Annotated in this window: 33 protein-coding genes and 3 pseudogenes; 12 read left to right on the top strand and 24 right to left on the bottom strand. The window is 34.6% G+C overall.

Annotated elements, in window-relative coordinates:
• The first annotated feature begins 167 nt into the window (after positions 1–167).
• Positions 168–731 carry a hypothetical protein gene (locus TY11_RS15305; RefSeq protein WP_042148061.1) on the top strand — a complete coding sequence of 188 codons (564 nt, stop codon included), beginning with the start codon at positions 168–170 and terminating at the stop codon, positions 729–731.
• 18 nt (positions 732–749) lie between these two features.
• Here the strand turns inward: TY11_RS15305 and TY11_RS15300 are convergent, their stop codons facing one another.
• Entirely contained in the window at positions 750–2159 is a 1410-nt protein-coding gene (locus TY11_RS15300) for a PQQ-dependent sugar dehydrogenase (RefSeq protein ID WP_042148058.1), read from the bottom strand.
• Positions 2160–2287: 128 nt separating this feature from the next.
• On the opposite strand from TY11_RS15300, the gene TY11_RS15295 reads away from it, so the two are divergent.
• Positions 2288–2995, top strand: a complete 708-nt coding sequence (locus TY11_RS15295; protein ID WP_042148054.1) for a hypothetical protein — start codon at positions 2288–2290, stop codon at positions 2993–2995.
• A gap of 64 nt (positions 2996–3059) precedes the next feature.
• Here the strand turns inward: TY11_RS15295 and TY11_RS15290 are convergent, their stop codons facing one another.
• Together TY11_RS15290 and TY11_RS15285 are read right to left on the bottom strand one after the other, a co-directional pair.
• Complete coding sequence (locus TY11_RS15290) at positions 3060–3458, bottom strand: nuclear transport factor 2 family protein (RefSeq protein ID WP_042148050.1); 399 nt, start codon at positions 3456–3458, stop codon at positions 3060–3062.
• 113 nt (positions 3459–3571) lie between these two features.
• Positions 3572–4216: an RNA polymerase sigma factor gene (locus TY11_RS15285; RefSeq protein WP_042148047.1), complete on the bottom strand. Its 645-nt coding sequence runs from the start codon at positions 4214–4216 to the stop codon at positions 3572–3574.
• A 98-nt stretch (positions 4217–4314) separates the two neighbouring features.
• Here TY11_RS15285 and TY11_RS15280 point away from each other — a divergent pair, with 98 nt between their 5' ends.
• Positions 4315–4740, top strand: a complete 426-nt coding sequence (locus TY11_RS15280; protein ID WP_042148044.1) for a VOC family protein — start codon at positions 4315–4317, stop codon at positions 4738–4740.
• Positions 4741–4933: 193 nt separating this feature from the next.
• On the opposite strand, the gene TY11_RS15275 is transcribed toward TY11_RS15280, so the two are convergent.
• Positions 4934–5905, bottom strand: a complete 972-nt coding sequence (locus tag TY11_RS15275; protein ID WP_042148041.1) for a GGDEF domain-containing protein — start codon at positions 5903–5905, stop codon at positions 4934–4936.
• Positions 5906–6139: 234 nt separating this feature from the next.
• Here TY11_RS15275 and TY11_RS15270 point away from each other — a divergent pair, with 234 nt between their 5' ends.
• The 3 genes from TY11_RS15270 (at position 6140) to TY11_RS15260 (ending at position 9815) form a co-directional block, all read left to right on the top strand.
• Positions 6140–6730 (top strand): hypothetical protein, encoded by a 591-nt coding sequence (locus TY11_RS15270; RefSeq protein WP_042148039.1) that lies wholly within the window; start codon positions 6140–6142, stop codon positions 6728–6730.
• A gap of 623 nt (positions 6731–7353) precedes the next feature.
• Positions 7354–8523, top strand: a complete 1170-nt coding sequence (locus TY11_RS15265) for a hypothetical protein (RefSeq protein ID WP_042148036.1) — start codon at positions 7354–7356, stop codon at positions 8521–8523.
• Positions 8524–8573: 50 nt separating this feature from the next.
• Complete coding sequence (locus TY11_RS15260) at positions 8574–9815, top strand: metal-dependent hydrolase family protein (RefSeq protein WP_042148033.1); 1242 nt, start codon at positions 8574–8576, stop codon at positions 9813–9815.
• Between the two features lie 347 nt (positions 9816–10162).
• Here the strand turns inward: TY11_RS15260 and TY11_RS15255 are convergent, their stop codons facing one another.
• From TY11_RS15255 to TY11_RS15225, 6 genes are all read right to left on the bottom strand, one after another.
• Positions 10163–10423, bottom strand: coding sequence for a CPCC family cysteine-rich protein (locus tag TY11_RS15255; protein WP_042148029.1), 261 nt, complete (start codon positions 10421–10423; stop codon positions 10163–10165).
• A gap of 383 nt (positions 10424–10806) precedes the next feature.
• A complete protein-coding gene (locus tag TY11_RS15250; RefSeq protein ID WP_042148026.1) occupies positions 10807–11193 on the bottom strand; it encodes a DUF192 domain-containing protein in 387 nt (128 codons plus the stop codon).
• 131 nt (positions 11194–11324) lie between these two features.
• Positions 11325–11957 (bottom strand): DEAD/DEAH box helicase family protein, encoded by a 633-nt coding sequence (locus TY11_RS15245; protein ID WP_042148023.1) that lies wholly within the window; start codon positions 11955–11957, stop codon positions 11325–11327.
• 45 nt (positions 11958–12002) lie between these two features.
• Positions 12003–12566: a GNAT family N-acetyltransferase gene (locus tag TY11_RS15240; RefSeq protein WP_042148019.1), complete on the bottom strand. Its 564-nt coding sequence runs from the start codon at positions 12564–12566 to the stop codon at positions 12003–12005.
• A gap of 35 nt (positions 12567–12601) precedes the next feature.
• Complete coding sequence (locus TY11_RS15235; RefSeq protein ID WP_042148016.1) at positions 12602–13075, bottom strand: GNAT family N-acetyltransferase; 474 nt, start codon at positions 13073–13075, stop codon at positions 12602–12604.
• A 266-nt stretch (positions 13076–13341) separates the two neighbouring features.
• The gene (locus TY11_RS15225; RefSeq protein WP_042148011.1) at positions 13342–13521 is read right to left on the bottom strand and encodes a PspC domain-containing protein; all 180 of its coding nucleotides are present in this window, start codon (positions 13519–13521) and stop codon (positions 13342–13344) included.
• Positions 13522–13544: 23 nt separating this feature from the next.
• Between TY11_RS15225 and TY11_RS21180 the strand changes: the two genes are divergently transcribed.
• Positions 13545–13784 carry a YhjD family protein gene (locus TY11_RS21180; protein WP_491630658.1) on the top strand — a complete coding sequence of 80 codons (240 nt, stop codon included), beginning with the start codon at positions 13545–13547 and terminating at the stop codon, positions 13782–13784.
• Between the two features lie 269 nt (positions 13785–14053).
• On the opposite strand, the gene TY11_RS15215 is transcribed toward TY11_RS21180, so the two are convergent.
• From TY11_RS15215 to TY11_RS20210, 3 genes are all read right to left on the bottom strand, one after another.
• Positions 14054–14509 (bottom strand): hypothetical protein, encoded by a 456-nt coding sequence (locus TY11_RS15215; protein ID WP_042148004.1) that lies wholly within the window; start codon positions 14507–14509, stop codon positions 14054–14056.
• Positions 14510–14662: 153 nt separating this feature from the next.
• Complete coding sequence (locus TY11_RS15210; RefSeq protein WP_042148001.1) at positions 14663–15127, bottom strand: hypothetical protein; 465 nt, start codon at positions 15125–15127, stop codon at positions 14663–14665.
• An 89-nt stretch (positions 15128–15216) separates the two neighbouring features.
• Positions 15217–15384 carry a YvrJ family protein gene (locus TY11_RS20210; protein WP_081755939.1) on the bottom strand — a complete coding sequence of 56 codons (168 nt, stop codon included), beginning with the start codon at positions 15382–15384 and terminating at the stop codon, positions 15217–15219.
• Positions 15385–15613: 229 nt separating this feature from the next.
• On the opposite strand from TY11_RS20210, the gene TY11_RS15205 reads away from it, so the two are divergent.
• The gene (locus tag TY11_RS15205) at positions 15614–16195 is read left to right on the top strand and encodes a sigma-70 family RNA polymerase sigma factor (protein ID WP_052345853.1); all 582 of its coding nucleotides are present in this window, start codon (positions 15614–15616) and stop codon (positions 16193–16195) included.
• Positions 16196–16214: 19 nt separating this feature from the next.
• Positions 16215–16418, top strand: a complete 204-nt coding sequence (locus tag TY11_RS15200; RefSeq protein WP_042147997.1) for a helix-turn-helix domain-containing protein — start codon at positions 16215–16217, stop codon at positions 16416–16418.
• A 118-nt stretch (positions 16419–16536) separates the two neighbouring features.
• Here the strand turns inward: TY11_RS15200 and TY11_RS20890 are convergent.
• A pseudogene (locus TY11_RS20890) lies at positions 16537–16700 on the bottom strand (HIT domain-containing protein); the annotation flags it as partial.
• Between the two features lie 167 nt (positions 16701–16867).
• Positions 16868–17131 carry a CPCC family cysteine-rich protein gene (locus tag TY11_RS15195; RefSeq protein WP_042147994.1) on the bottom strand — a complete coding sequence of 88 codons (264 nt, stop codon included), beginning with the start codon at positions 17129–17131 and terminating at the stop codon, positions 16868–16870.
• A gap of 160 nt (positions 17132–17291) precedes the next feature.
• On the opposite strand from TY11_RS15195, the gene TY11_RS15190 reads away from it, so the two are divergent.
• Together TY11_RS15190 and TY11_RS20885 are read left to right on the top strand one after the other, a co-directional pair.
• Complete coding sequence (locus TY11_RS15190; RefSeq protein ID WP_042147991.1) at positions 17292–18584, top strand: IS110 family RNA-guided transposase; 1293 nt, start codon at positions 17292–17294, stop codon at positions 18582–18584.
• Between the two features lie 413 nt (positions 18585–18997).
• A pseudogene (locus tag TY11_RS20885) lies at positions 18998–19099 on the top strand (integrase); the annotation flags it as partial.
• Between the two features lie 133 nt (positions 19100–19232).
• On the opposite strand, the gene TY11_RS15185 reads toward TY11_RS20885, so the two are convergent.
• The 5 genes from TY11_RS15185 to TY11_RS15165 all read right to left on the bottom strand — a co-directional run bounded on the left by TY11_RS15185 (position 19233) and on the right by TY11_RS15165 (position 21841).
• On the bottom strand, positions 19233–20186 hold the full coding sequence (locus tag TY11_RS15185) for an alpha/beta fold hydrolase (protein ID WP_042147989.1): 954 nt from the start codon (positions 20184–20186) through the stop codon (positions 19233–19235).
• 234 nt (positions 20187–20420) lie between these two features.
• Positions 20421–20600 carry a hypothetical protein gene (locus TY11_RS15180; protein ID WP_042147986.1) on the bottom strand — a complete coding sequence of 60 codons (180 nt, stop codon included), beginning with the start codon at positions 20598–20600 and terminating at the stop codon, positions 20421–20423.
• 77 nt (positions 20601–20677) lie between these two features.
• Entirely contained in the window at positions 20678–20884 is a 207-nt protein-coding gene (locus tag TY11_RS15175; RefSeq protein WP_042147982.1) for a hypothetical protein, read from the bottom strand.
• A gap of 129 nt (positions 20885–21013) precedes the next feature.
• Positions 21014–21463, bottom strand: coding sequence for a DUF4871 domain-containing protein (locus TY11_RS15170; protein WP_042147981.1), 450 nt, complete (start codon positions 21461–21463; stop codon positions 21014–21016).
• Between the two features lie 87 nt (positions 21464–21550).
• The gene (locus TY11_RS15165; RefSeq protein WP_042147979.1) at positions 21551–21841 is read right to left on the bottom strand and encodes a TIGR04104 family putative zinc finger protein; all 291 of its coding nucleotides are present in this window, start codon (positions 21839–21841) and stop codon (positions 21551–21553) included.
• Between the two features lie 267 nt (positions 21842–22108).
• Here TY11_RS15165 and TY11_RS20195 point away from each other — a divergent pair.
• A pseudogene (locus TY11_RS20195) lies at positions 22109–22897 on the top strand (IS110 family transposase); the annotation flags it as partial.
• 8 nt (positions 22898–22905) lie between these two features.
• On the opposite strand, the gene TY11_RS15160 reads toward TY11_RS20195, so the two are convergent.
• The 4 genes from TY11_RS15160 to TY11_RS15145 all read right to left on the bottom strand — a co-directional run bounded on the left by TY11_RS15160 (position 22906) and on the right by TY11_RS15145 (position 25159).
• The gene (locus TY11_RS15160; RefSeq protein WP_042147977.1) at positions 22906–23343 is read right to left on the bottom strand and encodes a GNAT family N-acetyltransferase; all 438 of its coding nucleotides are present in this window, start codon (positions 23341–23343) and stop codon (positions 22906–22908) included.
• Positions 23344–23563: 220 nt separating this feature from the next.
• Positions 23564–24028, bottom strand: coding sequence for a hypothetical protein (locus TY11_RS15155; protein WP_042147975.1), 465 nt, complete (start codon positions 24026–24028; stop codon positions 23564–23566).
• Positions 24029–24169: 141 nt separating this feature from the next.
• Positions 24170–24460 (bottom strand): TIGR04104 family putative zinc finger protein, encoded by a 291-nt coding sequence (locus tag TY11_RS15150; protein ID WP_042147972.1) that lies wholly within the window; start codon positions 24458–24460, stop codon positions 24170–24172.
• 63 nt (positions 24461–24523) lie between these two features.
• Complete coding sequence (locus TY11_RS15145) at positions 24524–25159, bottom strand: Vat family streptogramin A O-acetyltransferase (protein WP_042147968.1); 636 nt, start codon at positions 25157–25159, stop codon at positions 24524–24526.
• Between the last annotated feature and the right edge of the window lie 280 nt (positions 25160–25439).

Below are 25439 nucleotides of genomic sequence, written 5' to 3'. Positions count from 1 at the left end.
ATCTATGTAGAATTGCTGCTACCTATGTACTCGTGATTTTCCTTTCTAACATTTACTGAGTTCGCCATGATTTTACTTATATCTTTAGGACCATCATGAATGATTCCCACCTCTAATAGAATATAAATACGATGGTAATGTATGTATTATCTATTGGAGGTGGAGATGTGTATTTTCTGAGACCTATTTCGGAAGAGGTTCGTTTATTTCAAGTTACATTCCATAACTATAAGCGAACAAAAAAGCTCCTATTAGTTTCTATTTTTGCTTGCTTTGCTGCTATTTTCCAGGCTACTGGTGGCTATTTACCTGGGATAGGTTATTTCATAAGTCCACTTGCAACTGGACCTATTCTGTTGTGTTCCATGTTTTCCATTCCGGTTGGCTTCATGTCCTACATTCTAACTATAACGTTGTTATTCGTCCTTCAGCCAACGGAACTTATTATATTCCCCTTTACAACAGGATTATTAGGACTTGGCATTGGAGCATCCTTTCACTTTTTTAGGAAAAGGATAAGTATTATCGCTGCAGGCTCCGTCCTTTTAACGATTGGAATTATAAGTTTGCTGTTTATTTTTCGCTTTCCGATTTTAGGTCCTGTCGGCTCTGATTCCTTTTCAATTCATACAACGGGAGGTATCTTCCTATTTACTTTCCTTTATAGCTGGTTATGGGTTGAAATGGCTTTACTCATTTTAAAACGAATAAAAATCATTATCATCGAATAATCCTACCAATCAATCAGTCTAGGGGACTATCTCGAAAAGGGTACCTTGATTAAAATCTGTCACGTTTATAGAGCCATATACCCCTAAATATAATCGGCTTTGATTCCAATTCGTTCCTAAACTAACATAATAAGCGGACCCAGCCCCAAAGTCATAGTCCACTTGAATTTCATGAAAATCATTATGTTGGCCATTTGATCTCACGGTGGTATATCCTAAAGCTCCTCGAACCTGTGGTTGGGATTCCTTCTTAGCCCCATCAGTAAACACAACGCTGCCAGATAAACCTGGGATTTCATTTCCCATATAGGCTTGAACACCTGTAAGGGCAGTACCCGCAAACTTATCAGGTCTGGCATCTTGATGAAAATAACTCGTTAATGGCTGAAGACGGTTCCCTGAAAGCGCCACTGCCTCTTTGTAATAAGCGATTGTTTTCTCATCCAAATCCGACTGATTCTCGCAGTCTCTTATAATTGGAGTAGGAAAAGCACCTTCCCATCCTCGCCAACCCAGATTAATCAATCCTTCTTGTTTCAGATTAGAACTTCCGGAAGTGGCTTGTAGAAGCTGCGTTACTGGTACTGACTTATAATTTTTGAAAGAAAAGATGGACTCTACCAAGTCTTGACCAACATTCCCAACATATTTTATATATTGATTATTAACCCTTTGAAAGGAGATGCCCGGTATATTGCGAACGCCTTTGACTATTACGGTGAGGGTTTCTTGTATGGTTTTGGGGAGTTCATTAAAACGTGTAACAATAGGAGGATTATGGAAAGTTATATTTCTATTCACATCAATTTCAATTATCTTTCCAGCAATCTCCATATTATCCTGTGCTAGGTTATATGGGTCATAACCCGATCCACCATCTCCAGTAGTTAATACAAGTCTCCCGGTTTCCGGTGAAAAGTTTAGGCTATTTACACCATTATGATTAGCAAATGGTCTTCTTAAGTTAAGCAATGTCCGACGCCTTTGTGGTCCGCCATTAGAAGGTACAACCCATTCCTCAACTGTATCAATATGATCATATTGCGTCTCTCTATTTTCCCAACTTAGATTTAATGTACTAGGATCGCATGGGTTAGGCTGAAAAGGTTCAGCAAGAGCACCTGGACCTTGTGATCCAGCTACAGAGTAATGTAGGTAAAACAAGCCGTTGTAATAAAATTCCGGATGAAATGCCAGCCCCAATAATCCCCTCTCGTCATATCCACCATTAGTGCCTAGTTCTATGATGCGATTGCGTATATCTAAGAAAGTTCTAATCTCTCCATTTCCAATGTGAAAAATCTCCCCGACCTGGGTTGCAATAACTATTCTTTCCATGAAGTCACCCGGTAAGATCGTTGTTTTGATCACCGTAGGTATATTTAACCTGCTAACTAATGGACGTAAACGAACCGTAACTTTTTCCAATTAATTTGACCTCCTTCTTATCGTTTTCTTTTATAAGAATATGATTAGAAGGGACCTATAAGTACTCAATCATGACTACAAAAAATGGGGACAGGTGCCTCCGCTTAATGAGCCAGAGGACTTGACCCATGGCTCAGTTTTCTTTAATTGGGGATAATAGTAAGGAAGGAGGGCAATGGATTATGGACCCCATTATCTATGTATTGCTTACCATAGCTTACGTAATTCTTTTTCTGCTCGGCATCCGTACAGCTATGCAACATAGTTGGTATAGCATCGGAAATATACTACTAATTGTTATTCTAGCTCTAACCTATGATAACGGAATCTTAGCACTTGGAAAATACATAGGAGAAGGGGAGTTACTTCGAGGGCTCAATGAAGCTCGATATTGGTTGCATGCCCTTGTTACCCCTTTACTCATTCTGTTGGCCTGGCACTTTTTAATAAACGCAAATGTACAATGGGCGAAACGAAAACTCGTTCTAGGGCTTGTACTAGCATTTACATTAGGCTTGATAATTATAGAGATAATTACAGTTACTTGGGATATCACCTTAAAACCTACTTGGGTTTATGATGTCTTAAGCTATAAAAAAGTCGGTGATGCATATCCTATCATGATCATAGGAGTATCAATTACATTATTAATTACGTCCATTTTGGTTTGGTGGAAGCAAAAATGGCCATGGTATTTTACGGGCGTTTTACTGATGGGTATTGTACCTATGATTCATATTTTTCATACAGGTGCGTTAAGTAATATAGGTGAATTTATTTTAATTGTAGCTCTTCTTACTACGAGAGCTTATCAGGGTAAAAGAAAAAACAGTTAAAAAGCATCTTCCATCGTTAAAGATGTAAGATGCTTTTTTACATTCCAACATTTTTACTAGATTGTTAAAACATACCATTTTCATTAAGGGAATCTTCTGGTATAGATTGACCTACATCCCATAGTTCAACAATTTGTTCATCTTGGAAACGGAAGATATGGACAACAGCGACCCCAAGATCCTCAGGATTCTGCTTCACATGAGAGTAAATCGTAACAATCTCTTTCTCCTCGATAGCGATCTTGACCTCAAGAACTTTATGAGGATTATTGGCTGCATCCTCCTCCATCGCTAGCATGAGTGCTTCTCTATCACCAGGAAAAAATGGATTGTGGTGAAAAAAATTAGGTCCTATATAACGTTGATATGCTTCATGAACGTTCCCCGAAGCTACAAGTTTTAGAAATGATATAGCTTTCTCTTTTTGGGTGAGGCTCGTGTAAACTTTTTGATCGGTATTCATTTTAACCATCCTCTCATGTCAATTTCAGGGGTCATTCTGGTTTAAAATTATTTTATACATTTCGTGTCAATGTTTATGCACTTATAGTTAATTGTAAGTTAAGTTGAAAATTACTAAGATGTCACTTCTAATATATTTCCATCTGGGTCTATAATATGGAATACGGATTGCTCAAAACTTCTTCTTATTTTAAAATTTTGTGATTCTAATAGTCGATAATAAAAAAATATTTTCATAGGGTTCGATTCTTGTATTGCTCTTGTTAATGCTAAAATAATCTCTTGATTAGGAATAAGAACCTTCCTATCCATATCATTGATTGATTTAAGTTTCTTCCTAGAACGATGAAGTGCAGTCTTAATTGATTCATTACTTACCCTTAACATTGCTGCTATTTCTTTTGAAGAATACCCGAATACATCCTTCAAGGTAATAAGCATAGATTGTTTTAAAGGTAAGGTGGTAAGTAAGATTTCAATTAAACTATAATATTCTATAGAATCACCATCCACACGATATAAGTCCTCATTAAAATGAATACTTTCTTTATTTTTTCTTTTCTCATCAATAAAAAGGTTTTTAGCCACAGTGCACAGAAAAGAGAATGTAAACTCTCTATTTGGCTCTGCATGTTTTAAGTTATAAACCTTTAGCATCGTTTCCTGTACTAAATCTTCAGCCAACCAAGGAGACCTTGATAACTTTAAACAATATTTATATAGTTTATTTATCTCATAGTCTAAATTTTCAAAAACCATACTTTGCACCTTTTACTTAATTTTTATTTTTATTTTTATGTAACTTTTACACCATTATATACGTTATACATAAGAATTTCATTTGAAGGAGGAAAATTATGTTTAAAATTGGCAGTATATTTATTCCAGTAACAGATATTGAAAAATCGATTGATTGGTATGAAAAGTTACTAGGTGTTAAAAAAATTGATAGATGGGAAGATGGTGCTGGCTTTTACTTTCCAACTGGTTCAGCACAATTAGCATTGGTAAAAGTCGTAGACCCACAGCCTACTGAGTTTATTATCAAGGGAGACCAGAAGAATTCCTATTTTAATTTCGTCGTTGATGATATTGAAACTGCACATCAACACTTTAAAAATAACGGTATACTAACTACCGATATCGATACTTTTGGTGACATGAAATTCTTTGACTTTTTTGATTTAGATGGTAACCCATTTAGTGTAGTGAATGAAGTTGAAGGTTCCCCTTTCCATTCGGAACAAGTAAGGGAAATGCAGAGAAATGATTTAAATGGTTAATGGATCTAACCTCTTTAATGAATACCCGACTAAATAAGTAGAATTAAAAATTATTTAGGGTCTGTTCTTCAGTGGAATTTGATTCTTCTGTAAAATAGTTGGTAGTTTTAGACTGCTGACAACCCTGAAATAAAAGGGTTTGTCAGCAGTTGTTATTATCTTTGTCTAAAAGCAGTAAAATTTCAAAGCCAATTTAATTACTTCCCTTTGCCCTATACATGGCATTGTCCGCTTCTCTAATCATAGTATCTAAATCTGCTTGTGCTACATCTGTTGTGTAGGACCATCCAATACTTGCTGAAACGTATATTTTTTGTTGATTCTTTTCCATTGGCTCTTTCAGTGCATGTTGAATTCGTTCTGCTATACTTCCTGGAACGGGTCGATTAATATTAGACAATAAAATTACAAATTCATCGCCACCTAATCGACAAAGTAAATCTGTCCCTCTAAGCACACCTTTTATCCTTGATACAACCATCTCCAATAATTGATCGCCGACTTCATGTCCATAGGTATCATTTACTCTTTTAAACCCATTTAGATCAATGAATAGCAGTGCAATAGATGAAATGTTTGTATCTTTAATAAGTTTGAACTTCTCCTTTAGTAATAACCTATTCGCCGCCCCTGTCAAAGGATCCCGATAAGCGATTTCCTGAAGCTTTCCGTTTGCAAGTCTTACCTTATGAATGAAAATTAATAGAAAGACTGTAATAAACAGGCCAAACAAGACCAGATAAACAAAATCTTCCTTTCCTACATTCGGAAAAATTTCATTATGAAGGTAGAAGAAAGAATAAAAAGTAAGAATAATGGAAGCCATACCCGCAAGCATTACTACACGCATATTTTGATAGATAGCACTTAATGGAAGACCTAACCACATAAATAGATAATTTACGAAATAAGGTGAATCAGTTAGCAGAAAATAGAAATAGATATACATAAAGCTTACCAATACATACATTGTAAGCGTTGGGTTTACTTTTTTATGAAGCAATAGTATGAGGGTTAAGCAAAATCCTGCAAACAAAAAAGCTGGCGGAAAGATACTTGATAATCCCTCTATGAAACTATTAATCGTTATATGAATGACATAAAAAACACTTGCTATACTTACTAATATTGCATTCCTTCGATGTATTAATTCATTATTAATCATAGCTGTTCCTTTTCCCATCTGTGAATGTACAATTAAAATAGTCTTACTTTTTATTTTATTATAACGTATGCTAGAATCATATTGTTTGTAAAGTTATAACAATTCATGGTAATTATATATTTTTAGTAGCACCAATTTCCTTCTTTGAAACCTCTTATGACTTTCAATCGTAAGATAATAAAACTTATCGAGTGATAATGGACCATACCGAAAAAAGAATGAGGGAGGATGTTTATGAGGAAGAAACCAAATAAAGCAAACGAAAAAAAGAACAAAATACGAGAAAGAATCATTTTTCGTTTTTTAATCATTGCTGTTATTACGGTATTAGTCGGAAGCATTTTTTTAGCTTACAATTTCTTTGTGGGCGATCTCTTTACAGCGTTTGTGCTAAACTTCATTGGGACCTCTTTTTTGTATACCGCCGCTTTAATCCTTTGTTCTTTTTTTCTATATCTTTGCTTTGTGATAACCATCTTTAATCCACAGAGGGTCAAAAAATCATCGGTCATTACATTCACATTTGTTGGAATCATTACGCTAATTATTACCATATTTCTAGTAAAATTTAGTGTTAGTGAAACAACAAAGGGGATTTCCGATTTAGCGGATTATTCCAATGGTGAATGGCAGGTCAAGGAATTGCTCGTTACGGATGTCTATAGAGGTGGATATCATACCGGACCTGGTGCACTGATTGATACCGAAGAAGGTGAAATGTCACTCCATTGGGAGAGTTTCCTAATATATGCAGGAGAGAAGTATCGATTCACTTATTTGGATGCAACCAATACGATTATTAAGGTTGAGAGACTAACAGATTAATCACTACTATACTTTATTGATTTAAGTCAATGACGATCTAGAATTTACCTTTTATACTAAGATTAAAAGTAAAAAAGGCAAGTTTATAAATGGGTAACTTTGTAAAAAATACTCCATTTCATAGAAAATATTTACGGGGAACATCTCCTTATCTGAGGAGAATGGTTCCCTTTTTGACTTCGATAAGAATATTATTAACTTTATCCTGTTGCTCTTCTTCGCTGAGGGTAGTGTATTTATTCATAATCTTAAACCGAATGCTATTCTTTTTTCACATTCACCTCTCATGGTTATAAAGTTCTTTCTGAACATTTTATAGGCCTATATTACTATTTATTTATGAATATTAAATCAATTATTTGCTATAGTCAATAATATTCCGACCCTTTTTAATTTCTTCACATCATACCACATTGATTCTCAATCGCTTTGACCGGAAATCACCCATTCTCTCTTTCTGAAAATTTTTTTCCATTCACCAGAATGCTTATTTATCAATATAGTATGCGTTTTCATATTAATGATATTTATTAGACAATTAAGAAAAGTATGTAGACAGGTTGTTTTCAACATGTTATAGTTATAAAAATTTATTATTATAACACCTAAAGAGGAGGTACTTTATGCTAAATAATCCGCTTGTCGCAACTGTAGTTATTTTTGCATTTATTGCATTGGGGGAATGGCTTTCTATTAAATCCAGAGCAAGGATCCCAATGCTACTCACTGCAATGGTAGGTTTCATGATTGTTGGTTGGACAGGCTTACTACCAGAGGACATCTTAGACAAGTCTCAATTTGCAGCATTAGGGGCAATTCTTATTGGACCCGCTATTTTACATATGGGTACCATGATTCCGTTTTCTTTGTTGAAAAGTCAAATCAAAGCAGTACTTATTTCTTTGGGTGGCTTACTTGTATCATGTATTTTAATTTTAACGTTTGTAACACTTATTTTTGACTACCCGACGGCTGTTGCGGGTGTTGGCCCGATCAGTGGTGGAATTATTGCGTTATTGGTTACATCAGAAAAGCTGGCTGAAATAGGCTTATCCAGTCTTATTGTCGTCCCAGCATTAGTTGTAGCATTTCAAGGTGTCCTCGGGATGCCGATAGCGCTGAATTTTATGAGGAGATACGCTTTAAAACTGCAAAAGGATATCGATAATGGCACCTTCGTACCGATGGCAACGGATGAAGAACTCAACGGTAAGTCATCGGAAGAATCCGAGTCGAATCCAGTTAAAGCTAGTATGACATTGAAATTATTCTTTGTTTTTGTTGGTGCTGCTATAGGGGTTGCGCTTGGAGAGGTAACGCCAATCCATTATAGTCTATGGTGTTTGGCTATCGGAATCGTCGGTCTTAAGCTTCGTCTATTTGAACCTAAAGTACTAGAAAAGTCGAACTCATTCTCCCTAACTATGATTGGCATTATCTTTGTAGTTATGGGAACGATGGCAGGAGTAACACCTCAAGATGCATTAAGCAACTTGCCAAGTGTTGTCACTATTCTAGTCATTGGGACGATTGGACTGTCTATCGGCGGATATATCACTTCAAAATTAGTAAAATGGCACCCTTATAAAGGTATGCCAGTTGCCCTAACGGCATTATTTGGATTTCCTGGAGACTATATTCTTTGTGAGGAAGTTTCCAGAAGTATCGGTCGAAATAAACAAGAGGAAAAATTGATTTTTAATGAGTTACTGGCACCAATGCTTATCGGTGGTTTTACAACGGTGACCATCGTATCGGTTATCATCGCCGGTGTTTTAGTACAGACACTGTAATTAAAGCGAATTAATACAAAACTACAATAAACCAAAATGGGGGAATAATCATGGGTAAACAACTAATTAAAAATGGACTATTAATTGATGGTAATGGCGGAGAAGCAAAGAAGGGCCAAGTTGTTGTCACAGAGGACGAGCGCATTGTATATGTCGGTCCGGAAACTGGCTACTCACCAACTGGGGATGAGGTTATTGTTGATGCAGCAGGCGGTACCGTTCTACCAGGGCTGATTGATACACATGTCCATATGATGATGGAATATGCACCACTTTCTGAGCGGCTCGCTACACCATTTTCATTCATGTATTACCAGGCTGCAAATTACCTAAAAAACACATTACATGCTGGTATTACGTCGGTTAGAGATGCACTTGGCACGGACCTTGGGGTAAAAAAAGCTGTGGAAGAGGGTTTGATTCCCGGTCCACGTTTACAACTTAGCATCAATGCCCTTACGATTACAGGAGGTCACGGTGATGGTTACACCGTATCAGGGAATACAGTGGATCTTTTACCTTCAGACTATCCGGGCATGCCAAGTGGAAAATGTGATGGTGTGGAAGAAGTCCGTAAAAAGACACGCGAAATGTTACGTGCCGGTGCAGAAGTCATTAAAGTACATGCCACTGGAGGCGTATTAAGTGCCACCGACCACCCGGAATTCACCCAGTTTTCACTAGAGGAATTAAAAGTAATTGTAGAAGAAGGGCGTTTCCGTAAAGGGGTAAAGGTCATGGCCCATGCTCAAGGAGCTGAAGGCATTAAAAATGCGATAAGAGCAGGAGTCCATTCCATCGAGCATGGTATCTTTTTAGATGATGAGGCCATCGAACTTATGCTAGAGAATGGGACATATTTGGTACCAACGTTATTAGCACCTGTTGCCGTATTAGAAAATGCCGCTGAAGTAGGAATGCCTGATAGTGCAGTAAAGAAATCCAGGGAAGTTATCGAGCAACATAAAGCAAGTTTCACCAAAGCCTATAAAGCCGGTGTAAAAATCGCGATGGGTACAGACGCTGGCGTTATGAAGCACGGTACCAATCTACGTGAACTTGGATTAATGAAAGATGCAGGCATGTCACCAATGGATACGATTGTCGCTTCCACCAAAACTGCAGCTGAATGTTTAGGTTGGGAAGATAAAGTTGGAACACTTGAACAGGGTAAACTTGCAGACATCGTAGTGGTAAAAGGAAATCCATTAGAGGATATTTACTCTCTTGCGGATAATGATAATATCCAAGTCGTTATAAAGAATGGAAGAGTGGAGAAGAACCTATTATAAAAAGCCACCCGTATTTTCTCGGTTCCGCTGTGAGGTCAAAACAAGAATAAACAATGCATTTAGCAAGTGAATTAGCATATTAATTCACTTGCTTTTTTATTGATATACATCGTTTTGTGCTTTTGACAATGAAAATAGTAAAGTTTTGGCAAAGCGACTATAACTGTTGTAATTGCTAAAATACTATACAAATTACCCTGGTATTTCCATTGTAAAAACCTATGTTTTTAGTTAAAGAAGAGATTAATAGCTTTTCTTGCACTAAACTGCCCAGATAGTTTAGTAATAGGTGCTACTCCCTTCTGGAAGTAAAGCACCCGAAGTTAAACAAGAAGAACTTTATACATTTATAAAGGTTTCCAATTAGTGTCTTTCATATCTGACTTTTTTGGACGTCTTACAAAATTTAAACTTTTTTTACCTTTTGCTCCAAATTTAATAAAATTTTGTTGTGCTTCTCTAAAGGAAACATAATTGGCACCTGTTTCATCAGGATATTTGTATTGGTAGCCATCATCTTCCCAAAAACAAATTTCACATATGTCATAGGTGTTTGGTGGTTCTTCATCTAATGTTTTATAACCACAGCAAGGACAAGTATATTTCACGATTTCACCTCGGTATTATGCTATAGAATTTACCATACAGCAGAAGATATTCAATAAGCATATGATAATATTTTCACATCACTAAAAAGCAATAATTATAAATTTGATGATAAAAAACCCATTATGGAAAGTACATTGGTGATATGGTTAGCAACCCTTATTGCGAATTATTGTACCTGTTAATTAGTAACTTCTTTATTGTTTAAAGAGAAGAACAAGTTGCTATTATAAACGGACAGAACTGTTCTTCTTTTATCATTCTGCTTTAGGTAGAAAAGCTCGACATTATGAAAATCCTACTATTGTGCAAAAGCACCTTTTACTTTGTATACACTATCTATTAAAAAAATCACCTCACCCCTAGTACTTCAAGTTTAGATGATTCAATAAATCTGTACATAGTCCCCTTCTTTGATTTGATTCTTTTCAAACCATCCAAGATTCACTTCAATTGCATATCGATAAGAAAGTTTCGGATCATAGGTCGGACATATATTCTCCTTACAAGGCTCCATATCTAGTATTTTCAGAATTACCCCATCTGAATCAAGAAAAGCAATAGATAAAGGAATTAATGTGTTTTTCATCGTGAAGCCACCATATCTTTTCCTTAAAAACACAAATAACATCCCCTCATTTTCGGGTAGTCTTTCAACAAACATTAAGCCCTTTTCCATTTTCCTTTGAGTATCTGCAATTTTTACGTTTAATCTAATTTCCCTATTCCCACTGCGTATCTTTATCATTTTTGTTTTTATTCTACTTTTCATGTTCAGTCACCTTCAAGCAATTTTATATGTAGGAAAGGAGCTTTAAGATAAAATAAAAACACTTTTAATACTTTTTCAATGGTTTTAAAACTAATTCTTTTTTTTCAGTAATCATAGCAACAATGTATAAGTTACGGTTTGTTTTTCTTTAACCATTCCACAATATGATCAAGTACATTTTCTGAAATGTGGTTTTGTGTAGAAAAAGGCAAATTATCCATGATTACTTTTATATTTTCTTCTATTTTATTTGCCTCCATTAGATGAACAAACTGTGGTTTAATTTGATTTAGAGCTTCATAATACCTTTTGTGTGGTTCTATAATTTCTAAGTGTTTCTCAAAGTTTCCTCTCTTCCTTGTTTTATCATTTTCTTTACGGTATATAAGTTTATGATGGCTAGTGTATAGATAAAAGTATTTATCCGGAAATTTTATCCTTCCTTTACTTATTTCTTTTCGATAAAACTCATAAATAAAATCTAGACTCTGGTTAAATATTTTGAAATCAAAACTCCAGTTGTAACTTAATGGCTGAAACAGATCACCGTCAAGAATTACAATATCATATTCACTTTGTTTATCTCGTGCTATTTGCCATCTGTCTAACTGACGTTCTAGGTACCATGTCTTCGTTTCATCTTTAGGACGTTCAAATAATAGGTTTACTTCAGGAACAATATATGTATTAGAAATCTTTGATAATTCTTTAGCAGTAGTTGTTTTTCCTACTGCACTGGCACCTTCCAAACAAATTATTGTCATAAAAACCTCCTATTATCTACTGCAACAATAATTGAGATCCATAGTTTAATAGTATCGATTCCAATCTCTTCTTAACAAAGAAAAGGAATAATGGTCATAATATTTGCCCCTAAATAAATGCTTATCTCTATATACTCCTTCATTTACAAACCCAAGTTTTTCTAATAGCTTCATAGAGTTGACATTATCTAAAGCAACATAAGCGTTAATTCTATTCAATTTCATATGATTAAATCCACTATTAATTGCACTAATTAATGCCTCTTTCATATATCCTTGTCCCCAATATTCGTGCCACAAATCATAGCCTATTTCTGCAATATTGTTCACTCTGTCCCAATTGTCATATCCACAGGTTCCAATTTGTTCTTGGTTAGCACCTTTTTTGACTAATACCCAACGATTATATCCCTTTTCTTCTGGATCTTTATTCCATTCAACAAACTCTACTGCATCATTTCTACTTATAAATAATTCTTCATCATATAAAAATTCACATACTCTCTCATCACTAAAAAGCCTATAAATAAAATCAATATCTTCATTATTTACATTTCGCAATAACAACCTATCTGTTTCTAAATTCGGAAATTTTTTATGTTCAATCATTTTGACGACTCCTAATCAGTTATTAAACAAAATAATTACTTTATTTCTTTTAACATTTTAAAATTAGTCAATTCAACACCTTTACGTTCTACAGTTTGTGAACAAACAATTTTGTAGCCTCGATGTTCAAAGAATGCCTTAGCTGTAATACTTGCTTCCACATCAATTTCTAAAAGATTTAGTTTCTTTGCCTCAGATTCAAGCATATCAATTAAAGCTGTGGCTATACCTTGTCCTTGATAATCTTTATGAACGAACAATCTATCTAAGTACCCAGTATGTGTTAAATCGCTAAAACCAACAACTTTATCATTAACTTTAGCGACAAATGTTATATGATGACTCAATGATTCCTTCCACGATTTCATTTTAGATTCTTTTTCATCTTTAGGTGCCCAAGCATCCAATTGGTCTTGGGAATAATCTTTTGAATTTACGGAATGAACTGTTTCATAAAACAAAGAAACAACCTCTTCTGTATCAGCTTCTTTAAACCTTATAATCTTCACTTTCTGTTATGCCTCCCCTTTTTAGGATAAGCATCCTAATATTTTCATAAATTTTATCCACCAACTTTTCATGCACAAACCTGTCCCGGTAGCATAATAACACCTGTCTAAATACTAACATAATATTCCAAAAACGAAGTTGAAATTTAACATTAAAAAAGGCGACCATGTTGAACTGCACCCCAATTGTTAGACGCATATAACAATTGGGAGTGCAGTTCAATTATGATCGTCTTGCTAAACTATTGCACCCGTTGATTGAATTTTTATAGGGCATGTTTTTCTTTTAAAGACCAAGCAAGAAATATATATACCCAAAAAGAAACTGGATTAGTAAAAAAGAATATTAATCTTACTATAAAAGATGATATACCAAAGAAATCTGCTATTCCTCCACAAACACCGAATAATGCTTTGTCTGTTGATGATTTTGTTAACTGTTTCAACGAAATCTCCCCCCTAAATTGAATTGTCTATTTGGTTCTATGTAACTGCTTCATTACACAATCACACCGCAACCAAACAGGAAAAGAATATTTGTCAATTTCAGCAAATTATAAATCGATATATGGCTTTGCCTTTGGCAATCAAAGTTTTTAAGAAAGATCAAGTTGGGTTCCGGAAATTTAAAATTGGAAATCTATATCTGGATTTACTGGATAACCTTATCGATCAATTAAATAATGACTTCTTGGAACTAAAAAAATAAATGTATTCCAAATACCATTTAGATGTAAAGTACTTGGGGAAAGAAAACAATAATGAAAGATACAAAATAAACAACGAGGAAATTGTTGAATATACTCCTGCAGAATTAAAAAAGCTATCTAGAAGTATTTTGGAAGAATTTATCTACAATGAACTGACTAGGATATTTGAAAGGAAAGAAAGGATTTATCCTAACTAGTCTTTTAGCAGTTACTTAGAAAATAAAATCCTACTCCTGAATCGGGGTAGGATTTACTTTTAGTATATATTTTATTTTTCCTCATATAAGGATTCAAGATATTCAAAAAGGCTATTTTGGTCATCTAAAACTTTGTAATTGCCATCATCAGTTTTTATATACTCTTCAGCAATCGTATATCTATGAGTTGAGCCATAAAATCGAACATATAGGTCAAACTCGTCATTACTCTCTTTATATCTTCCACCATTATAGATACGGAGTTCATTATTAAGTAAGGTAGAAATTACATCTTTATCCTCAATTCTGACTTCTTCTTCGCCAGAAATAGGAACTTCAATACTTATGGAAGCAATTCTTCCCGTATCTATTTTAGTAAAAACAAGTTGTTCATCTTGGCTAATTTGCTTTTCTACCATTTCTTTAAATGTAATAGGTAAAGAGAAGGAAAAATTAAAATAACCCATTACAATGACAGCAATCATCAAAAATCCAGCTATTAAAAATATAATTTTGTTTTTGTTCAAAGAATCACTCCATTCATCTTGTTGTAACTTCAACCTATATTTCTTTTAAATCTTAATATAATTCATATTATGATAATTAACAAAAATAAGCAATTGGTTTTTCACACAAAAAAAGCCCCTCATAAATAATGAGAGGCTTAAAGATTTCTAACATTAACTACCAATAGGTGGGTTGATCCAATTTCCGTCTGATTTTTGAAGTTTAACAATTTTATATCCCAAAGCTGGATTAACATTGTTTCCTTCAACAAATTCACCAGTAGTAGAAACGAGAGGATATTTAACCCAGACCATTTGAACTTGTGCTGCTCGATACCCTGAATATACAAGTCTATCATACACTAGTTTAAATTGTTGTTCTGCACCTCTAAAGTGACTAATTGCAGTTTGAATTTCATCTATGCGATGAAAAGTAAGTAAAAGGTCGGTAATGGCAGCAATAGTTCCATAAGGACCTATAAATTTTATCCAAATACTTGCTACGGATGCAATTGCATCTAGCCTAGTTCTTATTTCATTCGCCTTTAATTTTTTCTCTAGGTTTTCCCAAATTAATCTGTGAGAATCACGTAGTCCTTTTACCTCGGCTACTGTCATAGTTTTGGTACGTAATGTCATAAAAATCTCTCCTTTGATTGTTTGTGTTTTTGATGTACATCTATTAATAGAAAGAGCAATTAAAACAAAAAAACAAACCACTAATTAATTTATTTTTTAATAGTTAATTCATTGATTGCCTCGGATAAATTAGTAATTACTTTCTCTAACTCTCCCAATTTCTTTTCAAAACGAACAAATAGATAAACAGTAATTGCTATAGGAAATCCAAAGTTTCCGATAATCGCTACCCAAACAGGTGGGTCAATACCTGTCATAAGCTCTCTCCCCCTTTTTTACTGGAATATAGTAAAACTATTGACTATTTAAAGTGATAGACGCAGCTAAAAATAAACCAAGACAAAATGAAATTGGTTTTAAATTGAAAGATTAATTCCGCATAAATATTTCCTAAAATACAGAACATTTGTTCTGTATTTTGGTGTATAATTAGGTTAGTTAATCTCTTTATATAAGGAGGGAAAAATCAAAAAGGGGGTAGTTTATTTGACTACAAAGGATATAAAAATGAAGGAATTTATGGAGATTAATAAAGGCGTTCTTAATAACCCCATTATTACAAGTTTCCTAGAAAATGATGATAATTATAAACTCGTTCAAGAAGCAGTTTCTGACTCAACAGAAGTAAATCAGGAGAAAGTTGATAAAGCATTTAAAGAACACTATAACAGGGTGAAACTAATATCGTATATCAGTAAACTAATCCACTTCTTTAGTATTGATTTCGATAAGAAAATTAATAAGATTAATAGAAACTATCTTTTAACTCTTGACCAGTCCGTTTCATCAGATAATGAAAATGAAACTGTCGCTAAAGGCCTTATAATATCAAAGGATCTTTATTCTTATGAAAGTGCATATGGCTCAACTTTGAAAGACCATATAGAAAATGACAAACTACTATTGGCATTAGAAGAACTTACTCCGAACCAACTAGATATTTTAGAGCTGATTTATCTTAATAATTTTCCTATAAAGGATATAGCTTTACTACTTGATACCAGTCCACAGAATGTTTCAAACCAACATAGAAAAGCACTCAAAAAACTAAAAGGTCAATTAATCTAGCAACTATTAGGGGGATATTATGAAAGGGAAAAACAAAGATATAGAAAATATAATAAATGACTTTGAATTTAAAATTAAGAAAAGCCTTAACAATACTTCCTACCAAGAGCGTGAGGATCTTGAACAGGAAATTAAAACTAAAATAATAGAGAAGATACATTCGGTTGAGCTTGGGGAAGCTCCTAGCTTCTGGTGGCTCATTAACAAAAAGAGAACAAGCTAATTTTACAGAGTTTCTGTTAACACAAAAAAACCATACGTGCAAGGTATGGTTTTTTGTGGCTATGATTAATAATTTGTGATGATTGCTAACTTTCTCGCTCTATCCGTAGCATTGTTTCTGCAACTTTTTTTATTACTCCCATTAGTTCTAATAATAATTCCTTTATAACTATGTTCCAATGTTATTAAAGAAGGGATATGTTTCTTGGGTATTTGCAATAATATGAACTGGATAAAACGGTCTTGTATGATAATAGGCTAATACATTTTCAGTCTCCAACACTTTATTAACTTGAGTTTTCCCACTTAATACTTCATCGCAATAAAATCTTCAGTCATAATGTCCTACCTAAAACTATATTTCTATATCCTTTTTGTATTCCCTTGTTTAATAAACCTGCCCTAAAAGTGGAATAACAGTTGCAACTTTCCTACCTCGTACTTTTCAAGTTACAATGGTTTCCAGTTAGGATCTTTCACATCATTCTCATCTGGTTTTCTTACAAACTCTATACATCTTTTCTCACAAGATCCAAATAAGACATAATTTATCTGCGCTTCCCTTAAAGATGGGATATTTGCTCCACCCAAATAATCAGGGTCATCATATTGAACACTATCATCTTCCCAAAAACAAATACCACATATATCGTGTGTTCCAGGAGGTTCTTCATCTAATGTTTTATACCCGCAGCAAGGGCAAGTATATTTCATCTAATCACCTCAATATATTATATTTTCCTTCTACAACTTACCTGCTCCATTAGCATTCCTGTAGTGCCTTAATTTCAAGTTTGATAAAAATAGAGCCCCTCAGTAAGATGAGAGTATAGACACCACTCTAAAACTCATTATCTAAGGAGGAAGCTCTTATATGAAGTTTAAAATGCAAGACAAACAAAATCAACTAATAGAAAGAATTTCTGATAAACATTTGGTTGTTGGTGTAGATAGTGCCCAACAGACGCATGTGGCTCGAGCTGTAAATTTTCGTGGTATTGTGGTCGGTGATCCTCTACCTTTCGAAAATAATGAAGAAGGATTTGATAGACTACTAAAATGGATAAACCATTTAAAAAGCATTAAAGGTCTTGATACAGAAATCATTGGCATGGAACCAACAGGTCATTATTGGCTAAACCTATCTCAATGGCTTTATGATCAGGATATTGATGTGGTAACTGTTAATCCCCATCTTGTGAAAAAGAATAAAGAAAACAGAGATAATACGCAATCTAAAAGTGATAAGAAAGACGCTCTAGTTATCGCTGATATGGTGAAAAATGGTTACTATTCCTTTATTCGTCCAACTACTGAGGCTTTTGAAAAACTAAGAGTACTCATGTCTAACAGAGATGGAATCGTTAAACGATTTGTCAGTGCAGCGAACCAAATTAATCGTTGGGTTGACGTTGTTTTCCCTGAGCTTAAACAAGTTTTTAAGGACCTAAAAGGTAAAGGAGCAATTGCCACTCTCCGATTATTCCCTACACCAAAAGAATTACGTTCGATGGAAGCACAAGACATCGTTAAAGGGTGGAGAACAGTAATGAAGCGTCAACCTGGGATTAAAAAAGCTGAAGCTCTTATTCACCTAGCTAAGCATTCCATTGGTAATGATAAAGCTCATGATGCATATAAGTTACACCTAACACAATTAATCGAAGAGTTTGATCTGGCCACATCCCAGTTAGCAATAGTTGAGAAGGAAGTAGATGAAATACTCGAAAGTATCTCCTTCGCAGATAAACTACTTAGCATCAAAGGATTAACTCCAACTATGGTAGGCCGTATTTTAGGTGAAACTGGTGATTTAAGTCAGTTCGCACATGGTAATTCTCTATTACGACATTCGGGATTACATTTAGTAGAGGCTAGCTCTGGTAAATGGAAAGGACAAATTATCATTTCTAAGAGAGGTAGATCTCGTCTGCGGCGATTCTTGTACCTAGCAACCATGTGTCTTGTGATGAATAACCCCGAGTTCAAAGAAATTCATGCCTACAATGTAAAAGTAAAAAAGATGAAAAAAATGAAATCAATTATGAAACTGATTGGTAAGTTTGCCAGAATAGTAGTAGGAATTGCCCAGCGTAATGAAACCTATTGCCCTGAGAGTACAAATCGTTACACCTTTAGCTGCATAGATGAATTACTATCTAACTAATGTCTGAAACCTTGAAAGTTACTTTAATTGAATGTTGGCTTATTCGTAGGATCTCATAGAAAGCACGGAGTACTGGAATTATTGTACAAAAGGGCACTGACCCATACCTTTAGCAAAACTGGCCTCCACCCCTTGGATAGGCATGACGAAGGAATGAGAGGGCAATAGACCCGTTGAGACGTGGGAAGGATAGCCTCCAGGGGCGGCGTGGAGAATGCGTGCAGTATAATCTTAAAAAATTGGAGTTTTAAACTCCTCTATTCCCGCATGCCTTCATGTAGCATTAATTTTTAGAACTCATTCCATTCATCCGTTATTGTTCTGAAAAGTGGTATGAAATCCTGCGAATAAGCGAGCATTTGAGAGTAAATTGAATCTATCTGAGGGAGTACAATAACATAGTTTAATTTTAAGTTATTCAAAGCCTATTAGGTCACGAAAAAAGTGAAACTACAAGGATTTATGCAGAACTAAGTGGTAGACTGCGGCAAGAGTTTTATAGAAAATACTTCTAGAATATTAAAGAGCAACGCATATTAAAACACGTTGCTCTAATCAACTATTGCACCAATTAATTGAATAAGAAAAGAGACGCTTATTAAACAATCGTGCCTCTACTGGTATAAACTGCAAAAGTCAAAATGGCAATTATACTGTTTTTTTGTTCATATTAGAGATCTCGTTTATATTTTCTATAACCGTTTGAGGGTGAAGTTCAGGAATCATGTGTGCAATATTTGGGATAAGTTTATATATAGCATGAGGAATATCGTTCTTCAATCGCTCAGCTTGTGCAATTGTACCGAATGGATCTAATTCACCAACTACAATAATGGTAGGTATCGTTATTGTCTTGTATTTTGCACTTAGTTCTTTCGAAGTAACAGGGAAGGCTAGGACATCCTCCCGATTCGCTTTAAAATGGCTTGGACGAAACCCCAGTGCGTATAGCTCTTCAGCATATTTATCAGGAACTTGTTCAGGAACGAATGTTGCATTCACCATGGAATATGCCATTCCTTTGGCTAACGGTGTCTTTAACAGGGTATTCAAAATAACATTTCCAAGGATAGGCGTTGTGACTGCCTTAGATAATATATCGCCATTTTCTGCTGGATAACCTTCTTTGTACATAGCCCCAGCCAACGTAACAATTCCTGCAATCTCTTTTGGGAATTGTATAGCATAAGAAAGAGTCATCGTCCCGCTCCATGAATGTCCAACTAAAATAATTGGCTGATCAATACCAAGTTCTTTTAACGCTCTATAAATAAGACGGGCTTGAAAAATTGGAGTGACTTTAACGCCCTTGGGTCTTTCGCTATATCCATATCCCGGTCTGTCAAAAGCTATTGCATGGTAACCTTGCTTAGCAGCTAATTGAACGACAGCTTTAAAATCCCTACTAGAAAGCATCCCTCCATGAAGAAACACAACGGGTTGCCCTTTCCCTGCAGAAATGTAATGCAATTTACAATTATCTACCGTTATAAATTTACCGGCTGCAGGAAAGGCTTCTTCTCCTTTTCTAAATTCAACCTGATGGTAAATGAACAGTAACCCAACCAATACGATAAGAATTAATAATATGAGAATGACCATTATGATCCCTTCCTTATTTTAATCCGAATTACTTTCATTTACGATTAAACCGGTTAAAGGTTTCAGAATTTATACAACAATATTTTTCTTATTCAACTAAACTGCCCTTTAGCATAATAACTTCTACCTAAACACTAACATAATATTTCAAAAACAAGAATGATATTTTAACTATAAGAAAAAGGCGATATCATGTTGGATCACCTTCTTTAAGTATTGCACCCGTTTGTTGAATTAATTAGTTAAACTCCCAAAAAGCTCCTCTAACATTGGCATCAACTTAGTATCGGTTTCATATACAATATCATCTCTTTTTTCTACTAATAGCGGTAATAAATATGTAGCTTCTTCTCCTTCACAAACCACCCAGGATAAGACATTCTCATTATAGTTACGTCTAATTAAGAGCCTCATATCCCTATCTTTTATTTCGCATATTAAAGAGTCGCCAGTATAAGGTTTTGATTCACTAATTACTGATAACACCTCAGTTATCTGTTCTTCATCTTGAATAATTGCCCAATAGCCCTGTTATCCCAATCTACATTTTTCGGGATTATCTCCATTTGAGTAGTAGTAAATTTAACATAATGATATCCTGCCATTTGTGTTGTTAATAAATAATAGGATGTTGAGATTAAAATTATTGCAAATATAATAATCACTAAAAGTTTGCTTGACCGTAACCATTTAAACAACTTTCTCCCCCTTTGTTCTTCCACTATCCTGCCCAATTAGTGAAACAAAAAATAAGCAGAGAATTATCACTTATGTTAATCCCTGTTGTATAACTAAAGCAACCAACCTGAGCTTAACTACTATTTCTATCATTCTTGAATAATATCTACAATAATTTCATCGAAAAATTCACCGTCAATATAAACCTTTAACTTCCATAGTCCTGATGACGTAAATAATACTGCTGAACGAGCGTGTCCATTAATGTCATCACCACGAGAAGTTAATATTTCATCTTTGACCTTGATTGGATTTATCGGTTCATCTTCGTCTTGCTTGAATGCCTTTATTTCCCACTCTTTGTTGGATATATCCTTAGTTCCCCAAAAATGCCACATCCACTTTTGTCCATTTTCTGTAACAGTTTTAGGACCAATTATTCCAATACTACCTTCTTTACCAAACATTTCGCCATACTCACTAGTAAAAGTCGGGCTATTATCTTCCCATTTTTCTTCTTTAACAGTTTCTTCTGATTTACAAGCTACCATAACAAAAAACATACTAAATAGAATCACGATCAACAGTTTTTTTCTCAAAAGAACCTCCCCCTTTAGTACAATAGGAGATGCCGTACCGACAACTCCTTAATCAACATTCGTACCCTTTATATTATTACTTGTATGCTACCAATAAGGTTCTTCTTTGCTGGACAACTTAAGAATGAAAGGATATATACCAAAAATTATTAACACAATAAAAATCCCAATAATAAGTGCTGTACCTACTGAAAAGTCGAATAGAGCATTAACAGGTAATATCACTACTAACGCTAAGAGAGTTAATGTCCCACTTCTCAGTCTGGATGAAGCAGACTCATATTGTCTTTTTTCACAGTGTGGGCACTTTAATCTAAATAAAGTTATAATCGTTTGTTTGTACGTCCATTTTTTATCGCAACTATGGCAAATAGGCATATTATTCTCCCCCATTTTTTAATGTCCTTTACAAAGGGCACATTTAAATTACTGGTTGACCTTATTTTATATGGTTTTATCATTACAAGTGTAGCCGGGGTAGAACGTTCCTGCCCGTGGGAGATAGATCCCGTCAGCTAAACTGTTCGCCCCTACTTGTAGAAACATGATTGAGGCTGGTTGGGGCGAGAATCCCGCTTAACAAGCGAAGCTGTGATACTACAAGAAGGATTAGGGGTACCGGCAAATACTTCTTAGGAGGATATAATCCACGAATCCAGTAGTTGGTCTGGATGTAGGGATGTAGCTAAAGGAGCAAGTCAGATTCAAGGTTTCCTAGATAAGAAGAAGCCTTATAAAGCTAGTTTTAAAGTACCGCATACCTTGGAAGGTCTAGATAAATTGCACTACTTTTTAATTGAGATTGAAAATAATACTGGGTTACGACCTCCTGTCGTACTAGAATCAACCGGACATTACCACACACCAGTTGCTCAGTATTTAGAGAAAAAAGGATATTTAACTATCATCGTTAATCCTCTTATCTCTTACAAGGCAAAGAGCTCTAGTTTACGAAAGGTTAAGACAGACATAATTGACGCTAGACATCTCTGCGAGCTGTACTATAAGGAAGAACTCGAGCCGCAAAAGAAACGCGGAATACAATTACTAAATCTACGTAATCTTACTAGACAACATGAAAATATTACAAATTTATATGTACAAACAAAATTACAATTTCATTCTGTGTTAGATCAGGTATTCCCTGAGTATCGTGGGGTTTTTGGGGACTTATATTCTACTGTTTCTTTAGTTACCCTATTAAACCATCCAACATCGAAGGATGTTTTGGAGACAGATAAAGACATTCTAAATAAAAGCATTCATGAATACTGTCCAAGACGTTCGTTGGAATGGGCAACTTCAAAAGTTGATAAGTTAATAGAAGCAGCACTTCGTGATCCTTTTCAGGAAACACTATATCAGAGTTATATTATAAGCATCGAGATTTACATCAAGATGTTGCTTGAGTACCAAAAGCATCTATCCAAACTTTCTATTGCCTATAATGGCAAAGTCATAGTAACTGTTCTTATGTTAAATCCTAAATCTTTATACACTTTAATTGCGTGATTCTCTGCAAATACACTTAGACGGACTTCTGAGTATCCCTCTTGTCTTAGTTGGTCAATACCAGCTCTCATTAACTTTTTAGAAATTCCATTTCCCCGAAATTTATCTACAACAAATAGTTCATAAATAAAACCATTTATCTTATTAGTAAACTGGTCCTTGCTTGCACCTAAAAGAATCCAGCCCATTATTTTCTCTTCTTCAACTGCTATTAAATAATAGCTACCCTTCTCAAGAAGTGGCTTAACAAGTTGGTCAATTTTTTCTTTAGTTGGTTCTACTTCACCTAATGTACCATCAAATACTGCTTGGGGTGAAAGCTCTAATACCTTTTCAAATTCCAAATCATTAGGTTTTCTAATATCCATAATTTGATTCATTCCTTTTATATCTTTTAAAATTCATCTTGTGTTAAACTACCCCCGTTAGCTTAATAACTTCTACCTAAACACTAACATAATATTCCAAAAATAAAAACGAAATTTTAACCATAAGAAAAAGGCTATGCCACTTGGATTACCTAGTTAACCTATTGCACCCGTTGTTTAAGAAAAAGGAGGTTTACTTGCAGGCTTAATATATATACACCTATTTTAAGTACTCCACATCAAGGCTACTTGGAGTTTTTTCTGTGAATGAAATCCAATACTCAATATCATCAGAGAACCGTACAAATTTGGCAGTTTCTCCAAATACTTTTACTTCTTTAATATTTTGTTCTTCTGGAATAATAATATTTACAATTAATGGATATGAGATAAACGAATAACCTCCTGCTAATTCAGGACCACCCATACCTGTTTCCCAATCTAACTCACTATTATTTGACCTGATAAATCCAACATTCAATTGTTCATTACTTTTACTTTTATAGATGACAACAATAAATTCACCTTTAATGTCATAATCGATAACTCTTTCATAATCTTTACCTTCACTGCTCTCAAGAATTTTTTCGATTTCATCCTCAAGGGAAATTTCTCTAGAACACCCAAACAATAAACCTAAAAAAATCAATGAGAAAGCAATATAGGTTAGTTTTATGCTCCTCAATGTCTTAACCCTCCCTTCCCTATATTATTTAACATTTACCTCCAATAAAATATTTAATTCCTTATTTAGCTAAACAGCTCCTTTAGTACAATAGGAGATGCCGCACCGACAACTCCTTAATCAACATTCGCACCCTGTATGCTACCAATAAGGTTCTTCTTTGCTGGATAACTTAAGAATGAAAGGATATATACCAAAAATTATTAACACAATAACAATCCCAATAATAAGTGCTGTACCTACTGAAAAGTCGAATAGAGCGTTAACAGGTAATACCACTACTAATGGTAAAAGAGTTAATGTCCCACTTCTCAGTCTGGATGAAGCAGACTCATATTGTCTTTTTTCGCAGTGTGGGCACTTTAATCTAAATAAAGTTATAATCGTTTGTTTGTAAGTCCATTTTTTATCGCAACTTTGGCAAACAGGCATATTATTCTCCGCCTTTTTTTTAATGTCCTTTACAAAGGGCACATTTAAATTACTGGTAATGCTCTATTTAATTTCTTTAATTTTTGTCAGGTCCCCACTGCATAAGGCTTCAAGGTTTTCAAAAATTTTATTAGCAGGCCAATCCCACCATTTCACGGAAAGGAGATAATTGATGAGTTCATCATCAAATCTTTTCTTAATAATTTTGCAAGGATTGCCGCCTGCAATATGGTATGGGGGAATATCTTTTGCAACGACTGAATTGGCTGCAATGATAGCTCCATCGCCAATATGCACACCAGGCATTACGGTGACATTTTGACCGATCCACACATCGTTGCCAATTACAGTATCACCTTTAAGGGGAAGCTCTTTCAGTGTTGGAGTAGATTTCTCCCAACCATGGCCCATAATGTTAAATGGATAGGTAGTAACACTGGACATTCTATGGTTTGCACCATTCATTATAAATTCAATACCCTTTGCTATTGCGCAAAATTTTCCGATAATCAGTTTATCTCCAATAAATTCATAGTGATGTGTGACATGTTCTTCAAACTTTTCAGCACCATTTATGTCATCATAATATGTGTAGTCACCAACTATAATATTTGAGCGTGTTACAACGTTTTTAATATAGCAAATGCTTTTAATTGCCTCGTTTGGGTAGATTGCATTAGGATTTGGTCCGTATTGCATATAAAAATCCCTCCATTGGTTAAATATAGTTTTTTTCTTTACCTTAAACTGCCCTGTTAGCTTATTAACTTCTACCCTAAATACTAACATAATATTCCAACAATTCCATTGTATTTTTCGTAACAAAAAAGGCAATCAATGGGTACTGCACCTCAAAAGTTAGAGTAAGAATCTAACTTTTGAGGTGCAGTACCATGCTGATTACCTTGTTTGCTTTTGCATCCTATAGTAAAAGAGAAGTTCTTCACAAACTTGTATTTTTTCCACTATATTTATTACA

It is taken from the genome of Paucisalibacillus algeriensis, assembly GCF_000577245.1.
Classification (GTDB): Bacteria; Bacillota; Bacilli; order Bacillales; family Amphibacillaceae; genus Ornithinibacillus.
This window is presented reverse-complemented; position numbering and strand designations above follow the sequence as displayed.